This is a genomic window from Pseudoxanthobacter sp. M-2, from assembly GCF_046156265.1.
Classification (GTDB): domain Bacteria; phylum Pseudomonadota; class Alphaproteobacteria; order Rhizobiales; family Segnochrobactraceae; genus CAMDHY01.
The window spans coordinates 977,227-993,170 of sequence record NZ_JAWDIR010000011.1 but is presented as its reverse complement, the minus strand read 5'-3'; the positions used below and the strand labels follow the sequence as shown (position 1 = coordinate 993,170).

General features: G+C 68.6%; 14 protein-coding genes. 7 read left to right on the top strand and 7 right to left on the bottom strand.

Annotation, left to right across the window (positions count from 1 at the left end):
* Nucleotides 1-99: 99 nt before the first annotated feature.
* The 7 genes from RUR49_RS09645 to RUR49_RS09615 form a co-directional block, all read right to left on the bottom strand.
* Nucleotides 100-1,206, bottom strand: coding sequence for a branched-chain amino acid ABC transporter substrate-binding protein (locus tag RUR49_RS09645; RefSeq protein WP_409146139.1), 1,107 nt, complete (start codon nucleotides 1,204-1,206; stop codon nucleotides 100-102).
* Nucleotides 1,207-1,343: 137 nt separating this feature from the next.
* Nucleotides 1,344-1,697 (bottom strand): DUF6867 family protein, encoded by a 354-nt coding sequence (locus tag RUR49_RS09640; protein ID WP_409146138.1) that lies wholly within the window; start codon nucleotides 1,695-1,697, stop codon nucleotides 1,344-1,346.
* A gap of 51 nt (nucleotides 1,698-1,748) precedes the next feature.
* Nucleotides 1,749-2,522: an ABC transporter ATP-binding protein gene (locus tag RUR49_RS09635; RefSeq protein WP_409146137.1), complete on the bottom strand. Its 774-nt coding sequence runs from the start codon at nucleotides 2,520-2,522 to the stop codon at nucleotides 1,749-1,751.
* Complete coding sequence (locus tag RUR49_RS09630; protein ID WP_409146136.1) at nucleotides 2,519-3,385, bottom strand: ABC transporter ATP-binding protein; 867 nt, start codon at nucleotides 3,383-3,385, stop codon at nucleotides 2,519-2,521. Before RUR49_RS09630 ends, RUR49_RS09635 begins: the two co-directional genes overlap by 4 nt.
* A complete protein-coding gene (gene livM, locus RUR49_RS09625; protein ID WP_409146135.1) occupies nucleotides 3,382-4,698 on the bottom strand; it encodes a high-affinity branched-chain amino acid ABC transporter permease LivM in 1,317 nt (438 codons plus the stop codon). The genes RUR49_RS09630 and livM overlap by 4 nt, the downstream gene beginning before the upstream one ends.
* A gap of 5 nt (nucleotides 4,699-4,703) precedes the next feature.
* Nucleotides 4,704-5,627 carry an ABC transporter permease subunit gene (locus tag RUR49_RS09620; protein WP_409146134.1) on the bottom strand — a complete coding sequence of 308 codons (924 nt, stop codon included), beginning with the start codon at nucleotides 5,625-5,627 and terminating at the stop codon, nucleotides 4,704-4,706.
* Between the two features lie 204 nt (nucleotides 5,628-5,831).
* Nucleotides 5,832-6,785, bottom strand: coding sequence for a LysR family transcriptional regulator (locus RUR49_RS09615; protein WP_409146133.1), 954 nt, complete (start codon nucleotides 6,783-6,785; stop codon nucleotides 5,832-5,834).
* Between the two features lie 288 nt (nucleotides 6,786-7,073).
* On the opposite strand from RUR49_RS09615, the gene RUR49_RS09610 reads away from it, so the two are divergent.
* The 7 genes from RUR49_RS09610 (at nucleotide 7,074) to cbbX (ending at nucleotide 15,934) form a co-directional block, all read left to right on the top strand.
* The gene (locus RUR49_RS09610; RefSeq protein WP_409146132.1) at nucleotides 7,074-8,111 is read left to right on the top strand and encodes a class 1 fructose-bisphosphatase; all 1,038 of its coding nucleotides are present in this window, start codon (nucleotides 7,074-7,076) and stop codon (nucleotides 8,109-8,111) included.
* A 23-nt stretch (nucleotides 8,112-8,134) separates the two neighbouring features.
* A complete protein-coding gene (locus RUR49_RS09605; protein ID WP_409146131.1) occupies nucleotides 8,135-9,010 on the top strand; it encodes a phosphoribulokinase in 876 nt (291 codons plus the stop codon).
* Between the two features lie 262 nt (nucleotides 9,011-9,272).
* Nucleotides 9,273-11,300 carry a transketolase gene (gene tkt / locus RUR49_RS09600; protein ID WP_409146130.1) on the top strand — a complete coding sequence of 676 codons (2,028 nt, stop codon included), beginning with the start codon at nucleotides 9,273-9,275 and terminating at the stop codon, nucleotides 11,298-11,300.
* A 45-nt stretch (nucleotides 11,301-11,345) separates the two neighbouring features.
* Nucleotides 11,346-12,425 carry a class II fructose-bisphosphate aldolase gene (fba, locus tag RUR49_RS09595; RefSeq protein WP_409146129.1) on the top strand — a complete coding sequence of 360 codons (1,080 nt, stop codon included), beginning with the start codon at nucleotides 11,346-11,348 and terminating at the stop codon, nucleotides 12,423-12,425.
* A gap of 203 nt (nucleotides 12,426-12,628) precedes the next feature.
* Nucleotides 12,629-14,089 carry a form I ribulose bisphosphate carboxylase large subunit gene (locus RUR49_RS09590; protein ID WP_409146128.1) on the top strand — a complete coding sequence of 487 codons (1,461 nt, stop codon included), beginning with the start codon at nucleotides 12,629-12,631 and terminating at the stop codon, nucleotides 14,087-14,089.
* Nucleotides 14,090-14,196: 107 nt separating this feature from the next.
* Entirely contained in the window at nucleotides 14,197-14,619 is a 423-nt protein-coding gene (locus tag RUR49_RS09585; protein ID WP_409146127.1) for a ribulose bisphosphate carboxylase small subunit, read from the top strand.
* Between the two features lie 373 nt (nucleotides 14,620-14,992).
* Nucleotides 14,993-15,934 carry a CbbX protein gene (gene cbbX / locus RUR49_RS09580; RefSeq protein WP_409146126.1) on the top strand — a complete coding sequence of 314 codons (942 nt, stop codon included), beginning with the start codon at nucleotides 14,993-14,995 and terminating at the stop codon, nucleotides 15,932-15,934.
* Nucleotides 15,935-15,944 lie beyond the last annotated feature (10 nt).

Below are 15,944 nucleotides of genomic sequence, written 5' to 3'. Positions count from 1 at the left end.
AGGTTCCGCACCGCCTACGCGGTGCGGCCCTCATCCGCCCTTCGGGCACCTTCTCCCGCTGTGCGGAGAACGGAGACCATCGCCGATCGGGGGTGCCGATCAGGGCGTGTAGTAGTCGTACTTGCCGTCCTTCCACTCGTAGAAGACGTAGCCCGGCAGCGTCACGTCGCCCTTGTCGTCGAACTCCAGCTCGCCCAGCACGGTGAAGAACGAACCATCATCGAGAGCCTTCGCGACCGCCTCGGTGTCGGTGGAGCCGGCGTTCTTCACGGCCTCGGCCCACGCCTGGATGGCGGCGTAGGTGTAGAGGACGTAGCCTTCCGGCTCGATGCCCTTGGCGCGCAGCGCGTCGACGACGGGCTTGGCGACTTCGTTCTTGCGCGGATCGGGCGAGAACGTCATCAGCGTGCCTTCGCCGGCCGGGCCGGTGATCGTCCAGAACTCGTCGGTGACGAGCGCGTCGCCGGAGATCAGGAGCGCGTTCAGGCCCTGGTCGCGCATCTGGCGCAGGATCAGGCCGGCTTCGGTGTGGTAGCCGCCGATGTAGACGACGTCGACGCCTTCCGACTTCAGCTTCGACACGATCGCCGTGTAGTCCTTCTCGCCGGCCGTGTAGGCCTCGTAGACGGCCTCGTTCAGGCCGGCTTCGTTCATGTACTTCTTGGTCTCGTCGGCGAGACCCTTGCCGTAGGCCGACTTGTCGTGAAGGATCGCGACCTTCTTGTCCTTGAAGGTCTCGGCCATGAACTTGCCGGCGACCTGGCCCTGCTGATCGTCACGACCGCAGACGCGGAAGATGCCGTCGCCCGGGCGCTCGTCGGTGAACTTCGGGTTGGTGGAGGCCGGCGAGATCTGGATGATGCCTTCCTCGGCATAGACGGCGCTGGCCGGGATCGACGAGCCCGAGCAGAAGTGGCCGGCCATCAGCTTGACGCCCTTCGACGCCATCTGGTTGGCGACGGCGACAGCCTGCTTCGGATCGCAGGCGTCGTCGCCGATCTCGAGCACGAGCTTCTCGCCATTGACGCCGCCGGCGGCGTTGATGTCGGCGACCGCCTGCTCGGCGCCCGCCTTCATCTGCGCGCCGAACGAGGCGTACTGCCCGGTCATCGGGCCGGCCGTGGCGATGATGATGTCGGCGAAAGCGGCCGACGACATCGTCGCGCCGAACGCGAGCGCGACGCTCGCATAGAGAGCCTTCTTCATTGCTTACTCCTCCGGAAGTCTGGAAGTCGAACCGAAACTGGCCACGGGGTTACCCCGCTTGCCTGCATACTGCCCGCAATCCGGGTGGAACGGTATCGGCATTTTGTTGGCCGTTTCCACCCGCGATGCCGGCACTCTCACGCCGCGCCCGGCTTGCGATCCCTCCACGAGACCGGGCCCGCGCGCTCATAGAGCCACGGATACTGCTTCACCATCTGGCCGGCGCGCGTCACGCGCATGCCGAGATAGCCGATGACGAGCAGGATGATGAAATCGACGATGAAGTAGTACGCCGACAGCAGAGTTCCGCCGAACAGTGCGAAGTCGAGGAAGCGGACGGCGAAGGTGAGCAGAAAGAGGTAGAAGAACAGCGACCACGCCGGCCGCCACGACAGCGCGATGGCGCGACCCGTCATCCAGGCAGCACCGCCGCCGAGGACGAGTTGCAGCAGCAGGAAGACGCCGAACGTCTCTTCGAAGAGAAAGCCCATTCCGTTCCCTCGTCGGCCCCTTCGGGACCCTCGTTGGCCCTGAGGCGGGCGTCAGTGCCGCCCGCCCTCGAGATAGGCGGCGCGCACCTCTTCGCGGGCCAAAAGCTCGCGCCCGGTGCCCTGCATGGTGATGACGCCGTTGACCATGACGTAGCCGCGATGGGCGAGCTTCAGCGCGTGGTAGGCGTTCTGCTCGACCAGGAAGACGGTCAGGCCCTCGGTCTCGTTCAGCGCCTTGATGGCCTCGAAGATCTGCTTGACGATGAGCGGCGCGAGGCCGAGCGAGGGCTCGTCGAGGAGCAGCAGCTTCGGCCGGCTCATCAGGGCACGCGCGATCGCCAGCATCTGTTGCTCGCCGCCAGACAGCGTGCCGCCGCGCTGCGGCAGGCGCTCCTTGAGGCGGGGGAACAGCGTGAAGATGCGCTCGAGATCGGCCTCGATGTGCTCGCCGCCGGTGACGGCGGCCCCCATCTGCAGGTTCTCGTAGACGGTCATGCGCGGGAAGATGCGCCGGCCCTCGGGCGACTGGGCGATCTTCAGGCGGGCGATCTCGTGGGTGGCGAGGCCGGTGATGTCCTGGCCCTCGTAGGTGATCGTGCCCTCGCGCGCCCGCGGATTGCCGAAGATCGTCATCATCAGCGTCGACTTGCCGGCGCCGTTGGCGCCGATCAGCGTGACGATCTCGCCGGGATGGACGTCGACGTCGACGCCCTTCAGGGCGATGATCTTGCCGTAGTAGGTCTTGACGCCGCGCACCTGCAGCATCGGCTCGCCGCGCGGGGCAGCTTTCGTCGCGGGGGCCGGAGCGGTGATGGTCTCGCTCATCGGGCGACCTCCCGCTCGACTTCCTCGACCTCGTGCTCGACCGCCTCGACCTCCTCGTCGTCGACGCCGAGATAGGCGGCGATGACCTTCGGGTCGTTGCGCACGGCTTCCGGCTCGCCGTCGGAGATCTTGACGCCGTAGTCGAGGACGACGACGTGGTCGGAGATCTCCATGACGACGCTCATGTCGTGCTCGATCAGCAGCAGCGAGGTCGCCTGCTCGCGGCGGATGTAGAGGAGAAGCTCGTTCAGCTCGGCGGACTCGCGCGGGTTGAGGCCGGCGGCGGGCTCGTCGAGGCAGAGGAGCTCCGGGCCGGTGCACATGGCGCGCGCGATCTCGAGCCGCCGCTGGGCGCCATAGGGAAGGTCGGCGGCGGGATCGTCGGCGCGCTCGAGGAGGCCGACGCGGTCGAGCCAGTAGCGCGCCTTGTCGATCGCCGCCCGCTCGGCCTTGCGATAGCTGCCGATGCCGAGGAGGCCGCCGATGCCGAAGACGGAGGCGCGCATCAGCGGGCCGTGCTGCGCCACCATCAGGTTTTCCAGAAGCGTCATGCCGCCGAACAGGCGGATGTTCTGGAAGGTGCGCGCCACCCTCGCCTCGCCGGAGATGGCGTGGTCGGGCATGCGCTCGAGGAGGTAGGTCTTGCCGTCGGCGTGGCGCGCCGTCAGCCGCCCCTCGGTCGGCTTGTAGAAGCCGGTGATGCAGTTGAAGACGGTGGTCTTGCCGGCGCCGTTCGGGCCGATCAGGGCGGTGATGTCGCCGCGCCCGGCCTGGAAGGTCAGGTCGTTGACGGCGGTGAGGCCGCCGAAGCGCATGGTGAGGTGCTCGACGGTGAGCACCGGATCCTTCGTCCAGCGCGTCATCCCCGGCCCTCCCCGACCAGTTCGCCGCCGATCGCCTTCGCCTTGCCGAGCGCGATCGTCGGCTTGCGGGTGGAGATCAGGCCGCGCGGACGCCAGACCATGATCAGCACCATCGCCATGCCGAACACCAGCATGCGGTACTCGGCGAAGTCACGGAAGATCTCGAAGCCGCCGATCAGCACGATCGCCGCGATGACGACGCCGATCTGGCTGCCGAGGCCGCCGAGCACGACGATCGCCAGGATCACGGCGGATTCGATGAAGGTGAAGGATTCCGGCGAGATGAAGCCCTGGCGAGTGGCGAAGAAGGAGCCGGCGAAGCCGCCGAACATCGCGCCCATGGCGAACGCCGTCAGCTTCGTCGTCGTCGTGTTGATGCCGAGCGAGCGACAGGCGATCTCGTCTTCGCGCAGCGCCTCCCAGGCGCGCCCGACGGGCAATCTTCGGACGCGGACGGTGACGAAGGCGGTGAGCAGCGCCAGCGCCAGGATCAGGTAGTAGAGGAAGATGATGCGGTGGATGGCGGCGAACTCGAGCCCGAAGGTGGCGGCGAAGCCCTCCGGCGAGCGGTCGAACTCGAGGCCGAAGAAGCTCGGCCGCGGAATGTTGTTGAGGCCGTTCGGGCCGCCGGTGAACTCGTACCAGTTGAGCAGCACGATGCGGATGATCTCGCCGAAGGCGAGCGTCACGATGGCGAGATAGTCGCCCCTGAGGCGCAGCACCGGGAAGCCGAGCGTGATGCCCCAGAGCGCGGCGAGGAAGCCGGCGAGCGGCAGGCAGAGCCAGAACGACCAGCCGAAGTTCAAGGCGAGCAGCGCGTAGGAATAGGCGCCGACGGCGTAGAAGGCGACGTAGCCGAGATCGAGCAGGCCGGCCATGCCGACGACGATGTTGAGGCCCCAGCCGAGCATCACATAGGTGAGCACGAGGATGCCGAGGTCGATGTAGTAGCGGCTCTGGCTCGGCGCCCCGAAGAGCAGGATGAACGGCAGCGTCAGCGCGAGGCCGAGCATCAGCGGTCCGAACACCGGGCCGATGCGGGCGAGCGCGCCGGCCGACAGCTTGACCCCGGAGAACCAGTTCGTGGCCGGGCTGTCGGTCTTGAAGACGAACAGGTTGAGGAGCAGGCGGCCGACGAAGACGACGGCCACCGCGACTGCAACGTCGCCCCAGCGCTGCGACAGGAACAGGCCACCGGTGGTCACCTCGGTGCGCAGCCCGACGAGCGGGCCGAACAGCGCGAGCGCGATCACCGCGGCGATCGCGGCGTCCTTGAAGGAGGCCGCGACGGAATGCTCGGTACGAGCCGCCATGTCTGTCACACCTTCTCGACTTCCGGCCGCCCGAGCAGACCGGAAGGCAGGAAGATCAGCACGATGGCGAGGATGGAGAAGGCCGCGACGTCCTTGTACTCGACCGAGAAGTAGCCGGACCAGAACGTCTCGATGAGGCCGAGCAGCAACCCGCCGAGCATCGCGCCGGGCAGCGAGCCGATGCCGCCGAGCACCGCCGCAGTGAACGCCTTCACGCCGGCGACGAAGCCGATGAAGAAGTCGATGACGCCGTAGTAGAGCAGGTACATCAGGCCGGCGACGGCGGCGAGTGCCGCCCCCATGACGAAGGTGAGCGAGATCGTGCGGTCGACGTCGATGCCGAGCAGCGAGGCCATCCGCCGGTCCTGCTCGCAGGCGCGCTGGGCGCGGCCGAGCGAGGTGCGCGAGATCAGCAGCGAGAAGGCCACCATCAGGATCACCGTCGTCATGACGATGAGGATCTGGATGTTCGAGACCTGCACGGCGAAGCCGCCGCTGTCCATCACGGTGTAGCCGCCGGTGATGATCGGCTGCAGCGGCTTCACGCGCGCGCCCTGGGCGATCTGCACGAAGTTCTGCAGGATGATCGACATGCCGATGGCGGTGATCAGCGGCGCGAGGCGGAAGGAACCGCGCAGCGGCCGGTAGGCGATGCGCTCCACCGACCAGCCCCAGGCCGAGGTCAGCACCATCGCCAGCACCAGCACCAGCAACAGAGAGAGGATGATCACCGCGATCGCCGAACCGGCGGTCAGCCCCAGCGCGATGATCATGATCAGCGCGATGAACGAGCCCACCATGAAGATGTCGCCGTGGGCGAAGTTGATCATGCCGATGATGCCGTAGACCATCGTGTAACCGATGGCGATGAGCCCATAGATCGAGCCCAGTGTGATTCCATTGATGAGCTGCTGGAGGAAATATTCCATATTGTCTTCGTTCGCCCCTGGAAGGACCGACCCATTCGCGGCACCGCTCTGAGTGGCGGCTGGGCGGAGGGTGATTTTCATCACCTGTAGCAAGCCGCAGCGGCGGAGACAATTCACCCTGTGTCGGATGGATGAACGAGGATGGCTTCCCCTCGCCGAGGCCATCCGGAGGAAGGACTTTTCCCCGCGCCAGATGCGGCGGGATCAGTTTCGCGCGCGGCGGCGCGGCGGCTCCTCGGCCTGCAGGCCCGGCACCACCGGCAGGAAGCGGTTCGCCTCCTCCTTCAGGAAGGCGTGCAGGCGGCGCGCCGCTGGCAGGAAGCGCTTGCCGCGCATGCGCACCACGTACCACTGGCGGACGATCGGCAGCCCCGCCACGTCGAGGATGGACAGGCGCCCGTCGGCGACCTCGGCGGCGACCGTGTGGGCGGAGATCAGCGATATGCCGAGACCGGCGATGACGGCCTGCTTGATCGTCTCGTTGGAGCCCATCTCGAGGGCGTAGCGCGGCCGCTCGTCGAGCGATTCGAACAGGCGCTCGGTCAGCGCGCGGGTGCCGGAGCCGTCCTCGCGGGAGATCAGGCGCTCGCGGGCGATCACCGCCGCCGGGATCGCCCGGCGGCCGGCCAGTGGATGGGCGGGGTCGGCGACGACGACGTGCGGGTGCTCGCCGATCGCCTCCGCCTCGACGTCGAGCCCCTCCGGCGGGCGGCCCATGATGGCGACGTCGAGGTCGAGGCGCTCGAGGCCGGCGATGATCTCGGCGCGGTTGCCGACGACGAGCTTGAGGTCGATGCGGGGATTGGCACGGGCGAAGGCGGCGAGCGCGTGCGGTGCGAAGTACTTCGCGGTGGAGACGACGCCGACCGCCACCTGGCCGGCGTCCAGGCTCTTCAGGGCGTCGAGTGCACCGCCGCATTCGGCAAGCGCCAGTTCGATGCGGGTGCAGGCGTCGAGGAGCTCGCGCCCCGCCACCGTCGGGCGGAAGGTGGAGCCAACGCGCTCCAGCACCGGCAGGCCGACGATGCGCTCGAGCAGCTGGATCTGCGCCGTCACGGCGGGCGGGGTGACGGCGAGCTCGTTCGCGGCCGCGGTGATGGCCCCGGTCCGTTCCACCGCCGACAGGGCGCGCAGCTGCTTGAGGGTGACGGAGCGCATGGCTGACATTCACTTTTTATGAAGGGATGCGCAAGAAGAAACAAATTTACTTTCTCCTGGACCGGCGTCACATTTGACCCATCGGAGAACGAGACGCATCGATCCGGATGCGCACATCGTGTGGACCCGATGCCAAGCGGACCCCTAGAGTTCGCCCAGAAGAACACCGATCGGAGCACCCGTCGCCGCGCCGGACCAACCGGCCAACCGAGACGGGGATCAACCTTCCGAGCGTCGAGGAAACGACCGGCCGCCCGGCCAGTCTGCCGGGGGCTCAGGAGGGAAGTCATGCCGCACACAGCGATGGCGCGCCCGCGTCTCGAATCCGCTCTCGCAGCCTGGTCGGGCAGCGATGCCGGCCGCGTCGCCGTCGCCGAGACGGTGGTGGCGCTCGCCGCCGCCGGCCGCCGCATCGCCGCCGTGGTGCGACGCGGCGCCATCGAGGGCGGGCTCGCCGCCGTCACCCGCGCCTCTTCGACCGGCGACGACCAGAAGGCGCTCGACGTCGCGGCGAACGACCTCCTGCTCGAGGCGCTCGTCACCGCCCCGGTCGCCGCCTTCTGTTCGGAAGAGATGGACGCCGCGGTGCCGATGAAGCCCGGCGCGCCGCTGGTGGTGGCGGTCGACCCGCTCGACGGCTCGTCCAACATCGACACCAACGTCTCGGTCGGCACGATCTTCTCGGTGCTGCCGGCGATCGCCGAGGGCGATGCCTTCCAGCAGCCGGGCAACCGCCAGCTCGCCGCCGGCTACCTGCTCTACGGCCCGCAGTGCGCGCTGGTGCTGACCGTCGGCGACGGTACCGACGTCTATACCCTCGACCCCGACACCGACGTCTTCGTTCTGACGGCGCGGCGAGTGCGGGTGCCCGAGAAGACGGCCGAGTTCGCCGTCAATGCCTCCAACTACCGCCACTGGGACCCGGCCTTCCGGGCCTACATCGACGAGTGCCTGGCCGGCAGCGCCGGCCCGCGCGGGCGCGACTTCAACATGCGCTGGATCGCCTCGATGGTGGCGGAGGCGCACCGCATCCTGACGCGCGGCGGCATCTATCTCTATCCGGGCGACGCGCGGCGCGGCTACGAGACCGGCCGGCTGCGGCTGATCTACGAAGCGAACCCGATCGGCATGCTGATCGAGCAGGCCGGCGGCGGCTGCACCACCGGCAAGGAGCGGATGCTTGACGTCGCCCCGACGGGGCTGCACCAGCGGGTGCCGCTCGTCTTCGGCTCGGCCCAGGAGGTCGCGCACTTCGAGCGGGTGCAGAGCGAGCCGGCGGCACACAAGTCGCCGCTGTTCGGCAATCGTGGTCTCCTTCGGGCCTGAAGACCGAGCCCGGAGGCACGTCCATGTCCGTCAAGCACCCGATCATTTCGGTCACCGGCTCGTCCGGCGCCGGCACCACCTCGGTCCGCCGCACCTTCGAGCAGATCTTCCGCCGCGAGAACGTCGAGGCGGCCTATATCGAGGGTGACGCCTTCCACCGCTTCGACCGCCTCGCCATGAAGCGCGAGATGGCCGAGGAACAGGCGAAGGGCAACCGCCACTACAGCCACTTCGGCCCGGAGGCGAACCTCTTCCGGGAGCTGGAGCAGCTGTTCGCCGAATACGGCGCGAGCGGCACCGGCACCTTCCGCCACTACATCCACGATGCGGTGGAGGCTGATCTCTACGGCGGCAGCCCCGGCACCTTCACGGAGTGGGAGCGGCTGACCGGCCCGACGGACCTGCTCTTCTACGAGGGCCTGCACGGCGCCGTGGTCACGCCCGAGGTCGACGTCGCCCGCCATGCGGATCTCAAGATCGGCGTCGTGCCGGTGATCAATCTCGAGTGGATCCAGAAGATCCATCGCGACCGCTCCACCCGCGGATACTCCACGGAAGCCGTCACCGACACGATCCTGCGGCGCATGCCGGACTACATCAACTACATCTGCCCGCAGTTCACCGAGACCGACGTCAACTTCCAGCGCGTGCCGACGGTCGACACGTCGAACCCGTTCATTGCGCGCTGGATCCCGACGCCGGACGAGTCGCTCGTCGTGATCCGCTTCAAGAGCCCACGCGGCATCGACTTCCCGTACCTGGTGTCGATGATCCACGACAGCTTCATGTCGCGGGCGAATTCCATCGTCATCCCCGGCAACAAGCTCGACCTCGCGATGCAGCTGATCCTGACGCCCTTGATCCTGCAGCTCGTCGAGCGGCGGAGGCGGGTGCTGTGAGGGGGGTGGCACAACGCCTTTCGTCCCTCCCCTGCCAGGGGGGCACCGCGCCCGTCCTCCCCCTGCCAGGGGGGAGGACAGCCGCGCCGTCAGGCGCGGCAGGTGGGGGCCTGTCAATCCCAAATGCTGCCCGTGTTTGGATTGACGGGCCCCACCCTGCCGGCTTCGCCGGCTGTCCCTCCCCCTGGCAGGGGAGGGACGCTCAAACGGCCGTCTTTTCCTTGGGGAGGACGGGAACCGCCCTCGACGGGAGAGTCGCAAAATGAACATGGTCGACCGCCCCACCTCTTCCGCCTCAACTGCCCCGCGCGACCTCTCCCGCGACATGGCGAACGCCATCCGGGCCCTCGCCATGGATGCCGTCGAGAAGGCGAAGTCCGGCCATCCCGGGCTGCCGATGGGCATGGCCGACGTCGCCACCGTGCTGTTCACCCGTTTCCTGCGCTTCGATGCGGCCGCACCCGGCTGGGCCGATCGCGACCGCTTCGTGCTGTCGGCCGGCCACGGCTCGATGCTGCTCTATGCGCTACTCCACCTCACCGGCACGCCGGGGATGGACATCGAGGAGCTGAAGCAGTTTCGCCAGTGGGGTTCGAAGACCGCCGGCCACCCGGAGTACGGCCACACGCCGGGCGTCGAGGTGACCACCGGGCCGCTCGGCCAGGGTCTCGCCAGCGCCGTCGGCATGGCGCTCGCCGAGCGGATGATGAACGCCCGCTTCGGCGACGACCTCGTCGACCACCACACCTACGTGCTCTGTGGCGACGGCTGCCTGATGGAGGGCATCAGCCACGAGGCGATCTCGCTCGCCGGGCATCTGAAGCTGTCCAAGCTGATCGTGCTGTTCGACGACAACGAAATCTCGATCGACGGCCGCACCTCGCTGTCATGCTCGGACGACCAGCTCGCCCGGTTCGCCGCCTCCGGCTGGGACGTCGCCCGCGTCGACGGCCACGACCAGGCGGCGGTCGCCGCCGCCATCGAGGCCGCTCGGAAATCCGTCCGGCCGTCGCTGATCGCCTGCCGGACCATCATCGGCTTCGGCGCGCCGTCCAAGCAGGGCACCGAGAAGGTGCACGGGGCGCCGCTGGGTGCCGCCGAGATCGCCGCCGCCCGCGCCGTGCTCGACTGGCCGTGGCCGGCCTTCGATATCCCCGAGGACGTGCGCGCCGCCTGGGCCGCCGCCGGCAGCCGCGGCCGCGAGGCCCGCCACGCCTGGGAAGGCCGCCTCGCCGCCCAGGGCACCCGCGTCGGCGCCGCCTTCGAGGCCGCCATGACGGGCGTGCTCGGCGCCGAGTTCGATCGCGCCATGGCGGCGGTGAAATCGGGCTTCGCGACGAAGGCGCCGTCGATCGCCACCCGCCAGGCGTCGCGCGAGGTGCTCGACGCCATCGTGCCGGCGGAGCCGGTGCTCGCCGGCGGCTCGGCCGACCTCACGCACTCGAACCTCACCCACGCCAAGGGCCAGATGCCTGTGTCGGCGGCCGACTTCTCGGGCTCCTACATCCACTTCGGCATCCGCGAACTCGGCATGGCGGCAGCCCTGAACGGCATGGCGCTGCACGGCGGCTTCGTCCCCTATGGCGGGACCTTCCTGTGCTTCGCCGACTATTCCCGCCCCGCCATTCGCCTCGCCGCCCTGATGGGGGTGCGCGTCGTCCACGTGATGACGCACGACAGTATCGGCCTTGGCGAGGACGGGCCAACCCACCAGCCCGTCGAGCATCTGGCGGCACTCCGCGCCATCCCGAACCTCCTGGTCTTCCGCCCGGCCGACGCGGTCGAGACGGCGGAGAGCTGGGAGTGCGCGCTCCGCGCGGCGAAGCGCCCGTCGGTGCTCTGCCTGTCACGGCAGGCGCTGCCGACGCTCCGGCGCGACGGTGCCGGCGCCAACCGCACGGCCCGCGGCGCCTATGTGCTGGTCGAGCCAGAGGGCTGGCGCGACGTCACGCTGATCGCCACCGGCTCCGAAGTCTCGCTGGCGGTGGCGGCGGCCGAGGCCCTCGTCACCCACGGGGTGCGGGCCGCGGTGGTCTCCGCCCCCTGCCTCGACCTCTTCCGTGAGCAGGACGCCGAATACCGCCGCTCCGTCCTCGGCCGTGCCCCGCGCGTCGGCATCGAGGCGGCGGTGGAAGGCGACTGGGCGCGCTGGCTCGGCGAGGACGGCATCTTCGTCGGCATGCACGGCTTCGGCGCCAGCGCCCCGGCCGAGGTGCTGTTCGAGAAGTTCGGCATCACCGAGGACGCGGTCGTCGCTGCCGCGCTCGCCGTCACCAACAAGTCCAACTGAGGCCGGCCTTCGCCGCCGACAACAACGATCAGCCGAGGAAACCCGATGGCCCGCATCACCCTCCGCCAGCTCCTCGACCACGCCGCTGAGCGCGGCTACGGCGTGCCCGCCTTCAACATCAACAACATGGAGCAGGTGATCGCCATCATGCGGGCCGCCCAGGCGGTCGACGCGCCGGTGATCCTGCAGGCGAGCCGCGGCGCCCGCTCCTATGCCGGCGACATCATGCTGTCGAAGATGGTGGAAGCGGCCGAGCAGATGTACCCGGGCATCCCGATCTGCCTGCACCAGGACCACGGCAACAACGAGGCGACGTGCCTGTCGGCGATGCAGCACGGCTTCACCAGCGTGATGATGGACGGCTCGCTCGAGGCCGACGCCTCGACGCCGGCGAGCTACGACTACAACCTCGACATCACCGCCCGCGTCGCCCGCATGGCGCACGCGATCGGCGTCTCGGTGGAGGGCGAGCTCGGCGTGCTCGGCTCGCTCGAGACCGGACAGGGCGACAAGGAGGACGGCCACGGCGCCGAGGGGACGCTGTCGCACGACCAGCTCCTCACCGACCCCGACCAGGCCGTCGATTTCGTAGCGCGGACGAAAGTCGATGCTCTCGCCATCGCGATGGGCACCTCGCACGGCGCCTACAAGTTCTCGCGCCAGCCGGACGGCGACATCCTGGCGATGAACGTCATCAAGGAGATCAACGCCCGCCTTCCGACGGTGCACCTCGTCATGCACGGCTCGTCGTCGGTGCCGCAGGAGCTGCAGGACCTGTTCAACCAGCACGGCGGGGAGATGCCGCAGACCTGGGGCGTGCCGGTGTCGGAGATCCAGACCGGCATCCGCCACGGCGTCCGCAAGGTGAACATCGACACCGACTGCCGGCTCGCGATGACGGCGGTGTTCCGCAAGGTGGCGAGCGAGAAGCGCAGCGAGTTCGACCCGCGGAAATTCCTCGCCCCGTCGCTCGATTCGATGATGGCGCTGTGCAAGCGGCGCTTCGAGGAGTTCGGCACCGCCGGCAACGCCTCGAAGATCACGACGGTGTCGCTCGCCGAGATGGCCAAGCGCTATCGGAGCGGTGCCCTCGACCCGCGCATCGACGTCGCCCAGGCGGCGTGAGGACGTGACTTCGTCCCTCCCCTGACAGGGGGAGGGACAGCCGGCGAAGCCGGCAGGGTGGGGCCTGTCAATCCGACCGCCCCACCTCGATTGACGAGCCCCCACCTGCGGCGCCTGCGGCGCCGCTGTCCTCCCCCCTGGCAGGGGGAGGACGAGGTCCCGTGCGTCCCGACCACGACACCGACATTCAGGAGGAAGCCCCCATGAACGCAGATGCAGGAACGGTGCGCGGCAAGGACCGCTACAAGGCCGGCGTGATGGAATACCGGAAGATGGGCTACTGGGAGCCCGACTACACGCCGAAGGACACCGACGTCATCGCCCTCTTCCGCGTCACGCCGCAGGACGGCGTCGACCCGATCGAGGCCTCCGCCGCCGTCGCCGGCGAGAGCTCCACCGCCACCTGGACGGTGGTGTGGACCGACCGCCTGACCGCCTGCGAGAAGTATCGGGCGAAGTGCTACAAGGTCGATCCGGTGCCGAATGCGCCGGGCTCCTACTTCGCCTACATCGCCTATGACCTCGATCTCTTCGAGCCGGGCTCGATCGCCAACCTCACCGCCTCGATCATCGGCAACGTCTTCGGCTTCAAGCCGCTGAAGGCGCTGCGCCTCGAGGACATGCGACTGCCGGTCGCCTACATCAAGACCTTCGACGGACCGGCCACCGGCATCGTCGTCGAGCGCGAGCGCCTCGACAAGTTCGGCCGGCCGCTGCTCGGCGCCACCGTCAAGCCGAAGCTCGGCCTCTCCGGCCGCAACTACGGCCGCGTCGTCTACGAGGCGCTGAAGGGCGGCCTCGACTTCACCAAGGACGACGAGAACATCAACTCGCAGCCGTTCATGCACTGGCGCGACCGCTTCCTCTACTGCATGGAGGCCGTCAACAAGGCACAGGCGCAGACCGGCGAGATCAAGGGGACGTATCTCAACGTCACCGCCGGCACGATGGAGGACATGTACGAGCGCGCCGAGCTCGCCAAGGAGCTCGGCTCGACCATCGTCATGATCGACCTCGTCATCGGGTACACGGCGATCCAGTCGATGTCGAAGTGGGCGCGCCGCAACGACATGATCCTGCATCTCCACCGCGCGGGCCACGGCACCTATACGCGGCAGAAGTCGCACGGCGTGTCGTTCCGCGTCATCTCGAAGTGGATGCGGCTCGCCGGTGTCGACCACATCCACGCCGGCACGGTGGTTGGCAAGCTCGAGGGCGACCCGAAGACGACGCGCGGCTTCTACGACATCCTGCGCGAGGACCACGTGCCGATGAATCTCGAGAACGGCGTGTTCTTCGACCAGCCGTGGGCGAGCCTGCGCAAGGTGATGCCGGTGGCGTCTGGCGGCATCCACGCGGGCCAGATGCACCAGCTCCTCGACCACCTCGGCGAGGACGTCGTGCTGCAGTTCGGCGGCGGCACCATCGGCCACCCGATGGGCATCCAGGCCGGCGCGACGGCCAATCGCGTCGCCCTCGAGGCGATGATCTTCGCCCGCAACTCCGGCCGCGACTACGTCAAGGAAGGCCCGCAGATCCTGCAGGACGCGGCGCGCCACTGCCTGCCCTTGAAGCAGGCGCTCGACGTCTGGGGCGACGTCACCTTCGACTACGCGTCCACCGACACGCCCGACTTCGTGCCCTCGGTGTCGGCCTCGGTCTGACCCCGTCCCGGGGCGCCTGCGATGGCGCCCCGATCGCCCCAATCCCGTCGCCGCGCAAGCCGCGGCCGAGCATTCCGATTGCCGCGCCAGCGGCGCAGGAGGACACCATGCGCGTCACCCAGGGCTGCTTCTCGTTCCTGCCCGACCTCACCGACGACCAGATCCGCTCCCAGGTGCAGTACTGCCTGGACAACGGCTGGGCGGTGAACCTCGAGTTCACCGACGATCCCCATCCCCGCAACACCTACTGGGAGATGTGGGGCCTGCCGATGTTCGATCTCCGCGACGCCGCCGGCGTGATGAAGGAGCTTTCCGACTGCCGGCGCGTCCACGGCGACAAGTACATCCGCATGTCCGCCTTCGACGCCACCCACACCTGGGAGTCGCTGCGCATCTCCTTCATCGTCAACCGCCCGGCCGACGAGCCCGGTTTCGACCTCATCCGCCAGGAGCGCGAGGGGCGCCGCATCGCCTACACGACGCGCTCCTATGCGGCGAACCAGCCCGAAGGCCGCCGCTACGGCGGCTGACACAGTCCGTGGAGCGCTCCGTTGCCCAAGCGTGGCGCGGGCCTCCCCTTGCGGCGGCTTCCGGTTCCCGCTCGCTCCCACGGTCCGGCACCCTCTCGCCGGACCACCCGGAAGCCGCCGCCTTTTTGTTCGATGCGCCGACGCGACCGACCCGAACGCCAACGCGTCCCTCCCCTGCCAGGGGGAGGGACAGACCGCGAAGCGGTCAGGGTGGGGCCTGTCATTCAGAGGCTCGACCTCGACTGGCGTCGCACCCCTGATTGACGGGCCCCCACCTGCCGGCTTCGCCGGCTGTCCTCCCCCCTGGCAGGGGGAGGACGCGTATCCGCTGGTGCTTCGCTCGAAGCCCACAAGAGTCGGATGAGCCGCCCCCATGAACACCGTCACCCCCACCGAAGCCGCCGCCGAGGCCCCTGCCCCGTTCGATCCGACCGTCCGCGTCGACCTCCTCGCCGAGCGCGCCGAGGCCGGCATCGATGCGATCCTAGACAAGCTCGACCGCGACCTGATCGGCCTCAAACCCGTGAAGACACGCATCCGCGAGATCGCGGCGCTGCTGTTGATCGAACGCGTCCGCCGCCGGCTCGGGCTCGCGGCGGAGGCACCGACGCTGCACATGTCGTTCACCGGCAACCCCGGCACCGGCAAGACCACCGTCGCCATGCGGATGGCGGAGATCCTGCACGGCCTCGGCTTCATCCGCCGCGGCCACCTCGTTTCGGTCACGCGTGACGACCTCGTCGGCCAGTACATCGGCCACACCGCGCCGAAGACGAAGGAGATTCTGAAGAAAGCGATGGGCGGTGTGCTCTTCATCGACGAGGCCTACTATCTCTATCGCCAGGAGAACGAGCGCGACTATGGCCAGGAGGCGATCGAGATCCTGCTGCAGGTGATGGAGAACCAGCGTGAGGACCTCGTCGTCATCCTCGCCGGCTATGGCGACCGGATGGACAAGTTCTTCTCCTCCAACCCCGGCTTCCGCTCGCGCATCGCCCACCACATCGACTTTCCCGACTATGGCGACGGCGAGCTCGTCTCGATCGGCGAGAAGCTGCTCGCCGACCAGAACTACCGGCTGAGCCCGGAGGCGCGGACGGCGTTCGAATCCTATGTCGTCGCCCGGCGCCGGCAGCCGCACTTCTCCAACGCCCGCTCGATCCGCAACGCGCTCGACCGGGCGCGGCTGCGGCAGGCGAACCGGCTCGTGGCGCGCGCGGCAGAACCCTTGACGGCCGGCGACATCATGACCATCGAAGCGGAGGACATCCTGTCGAGCCGGGTGTTCAAGGCCGCCTCCGAGGCCCGTGCGTGAGGAACACCCG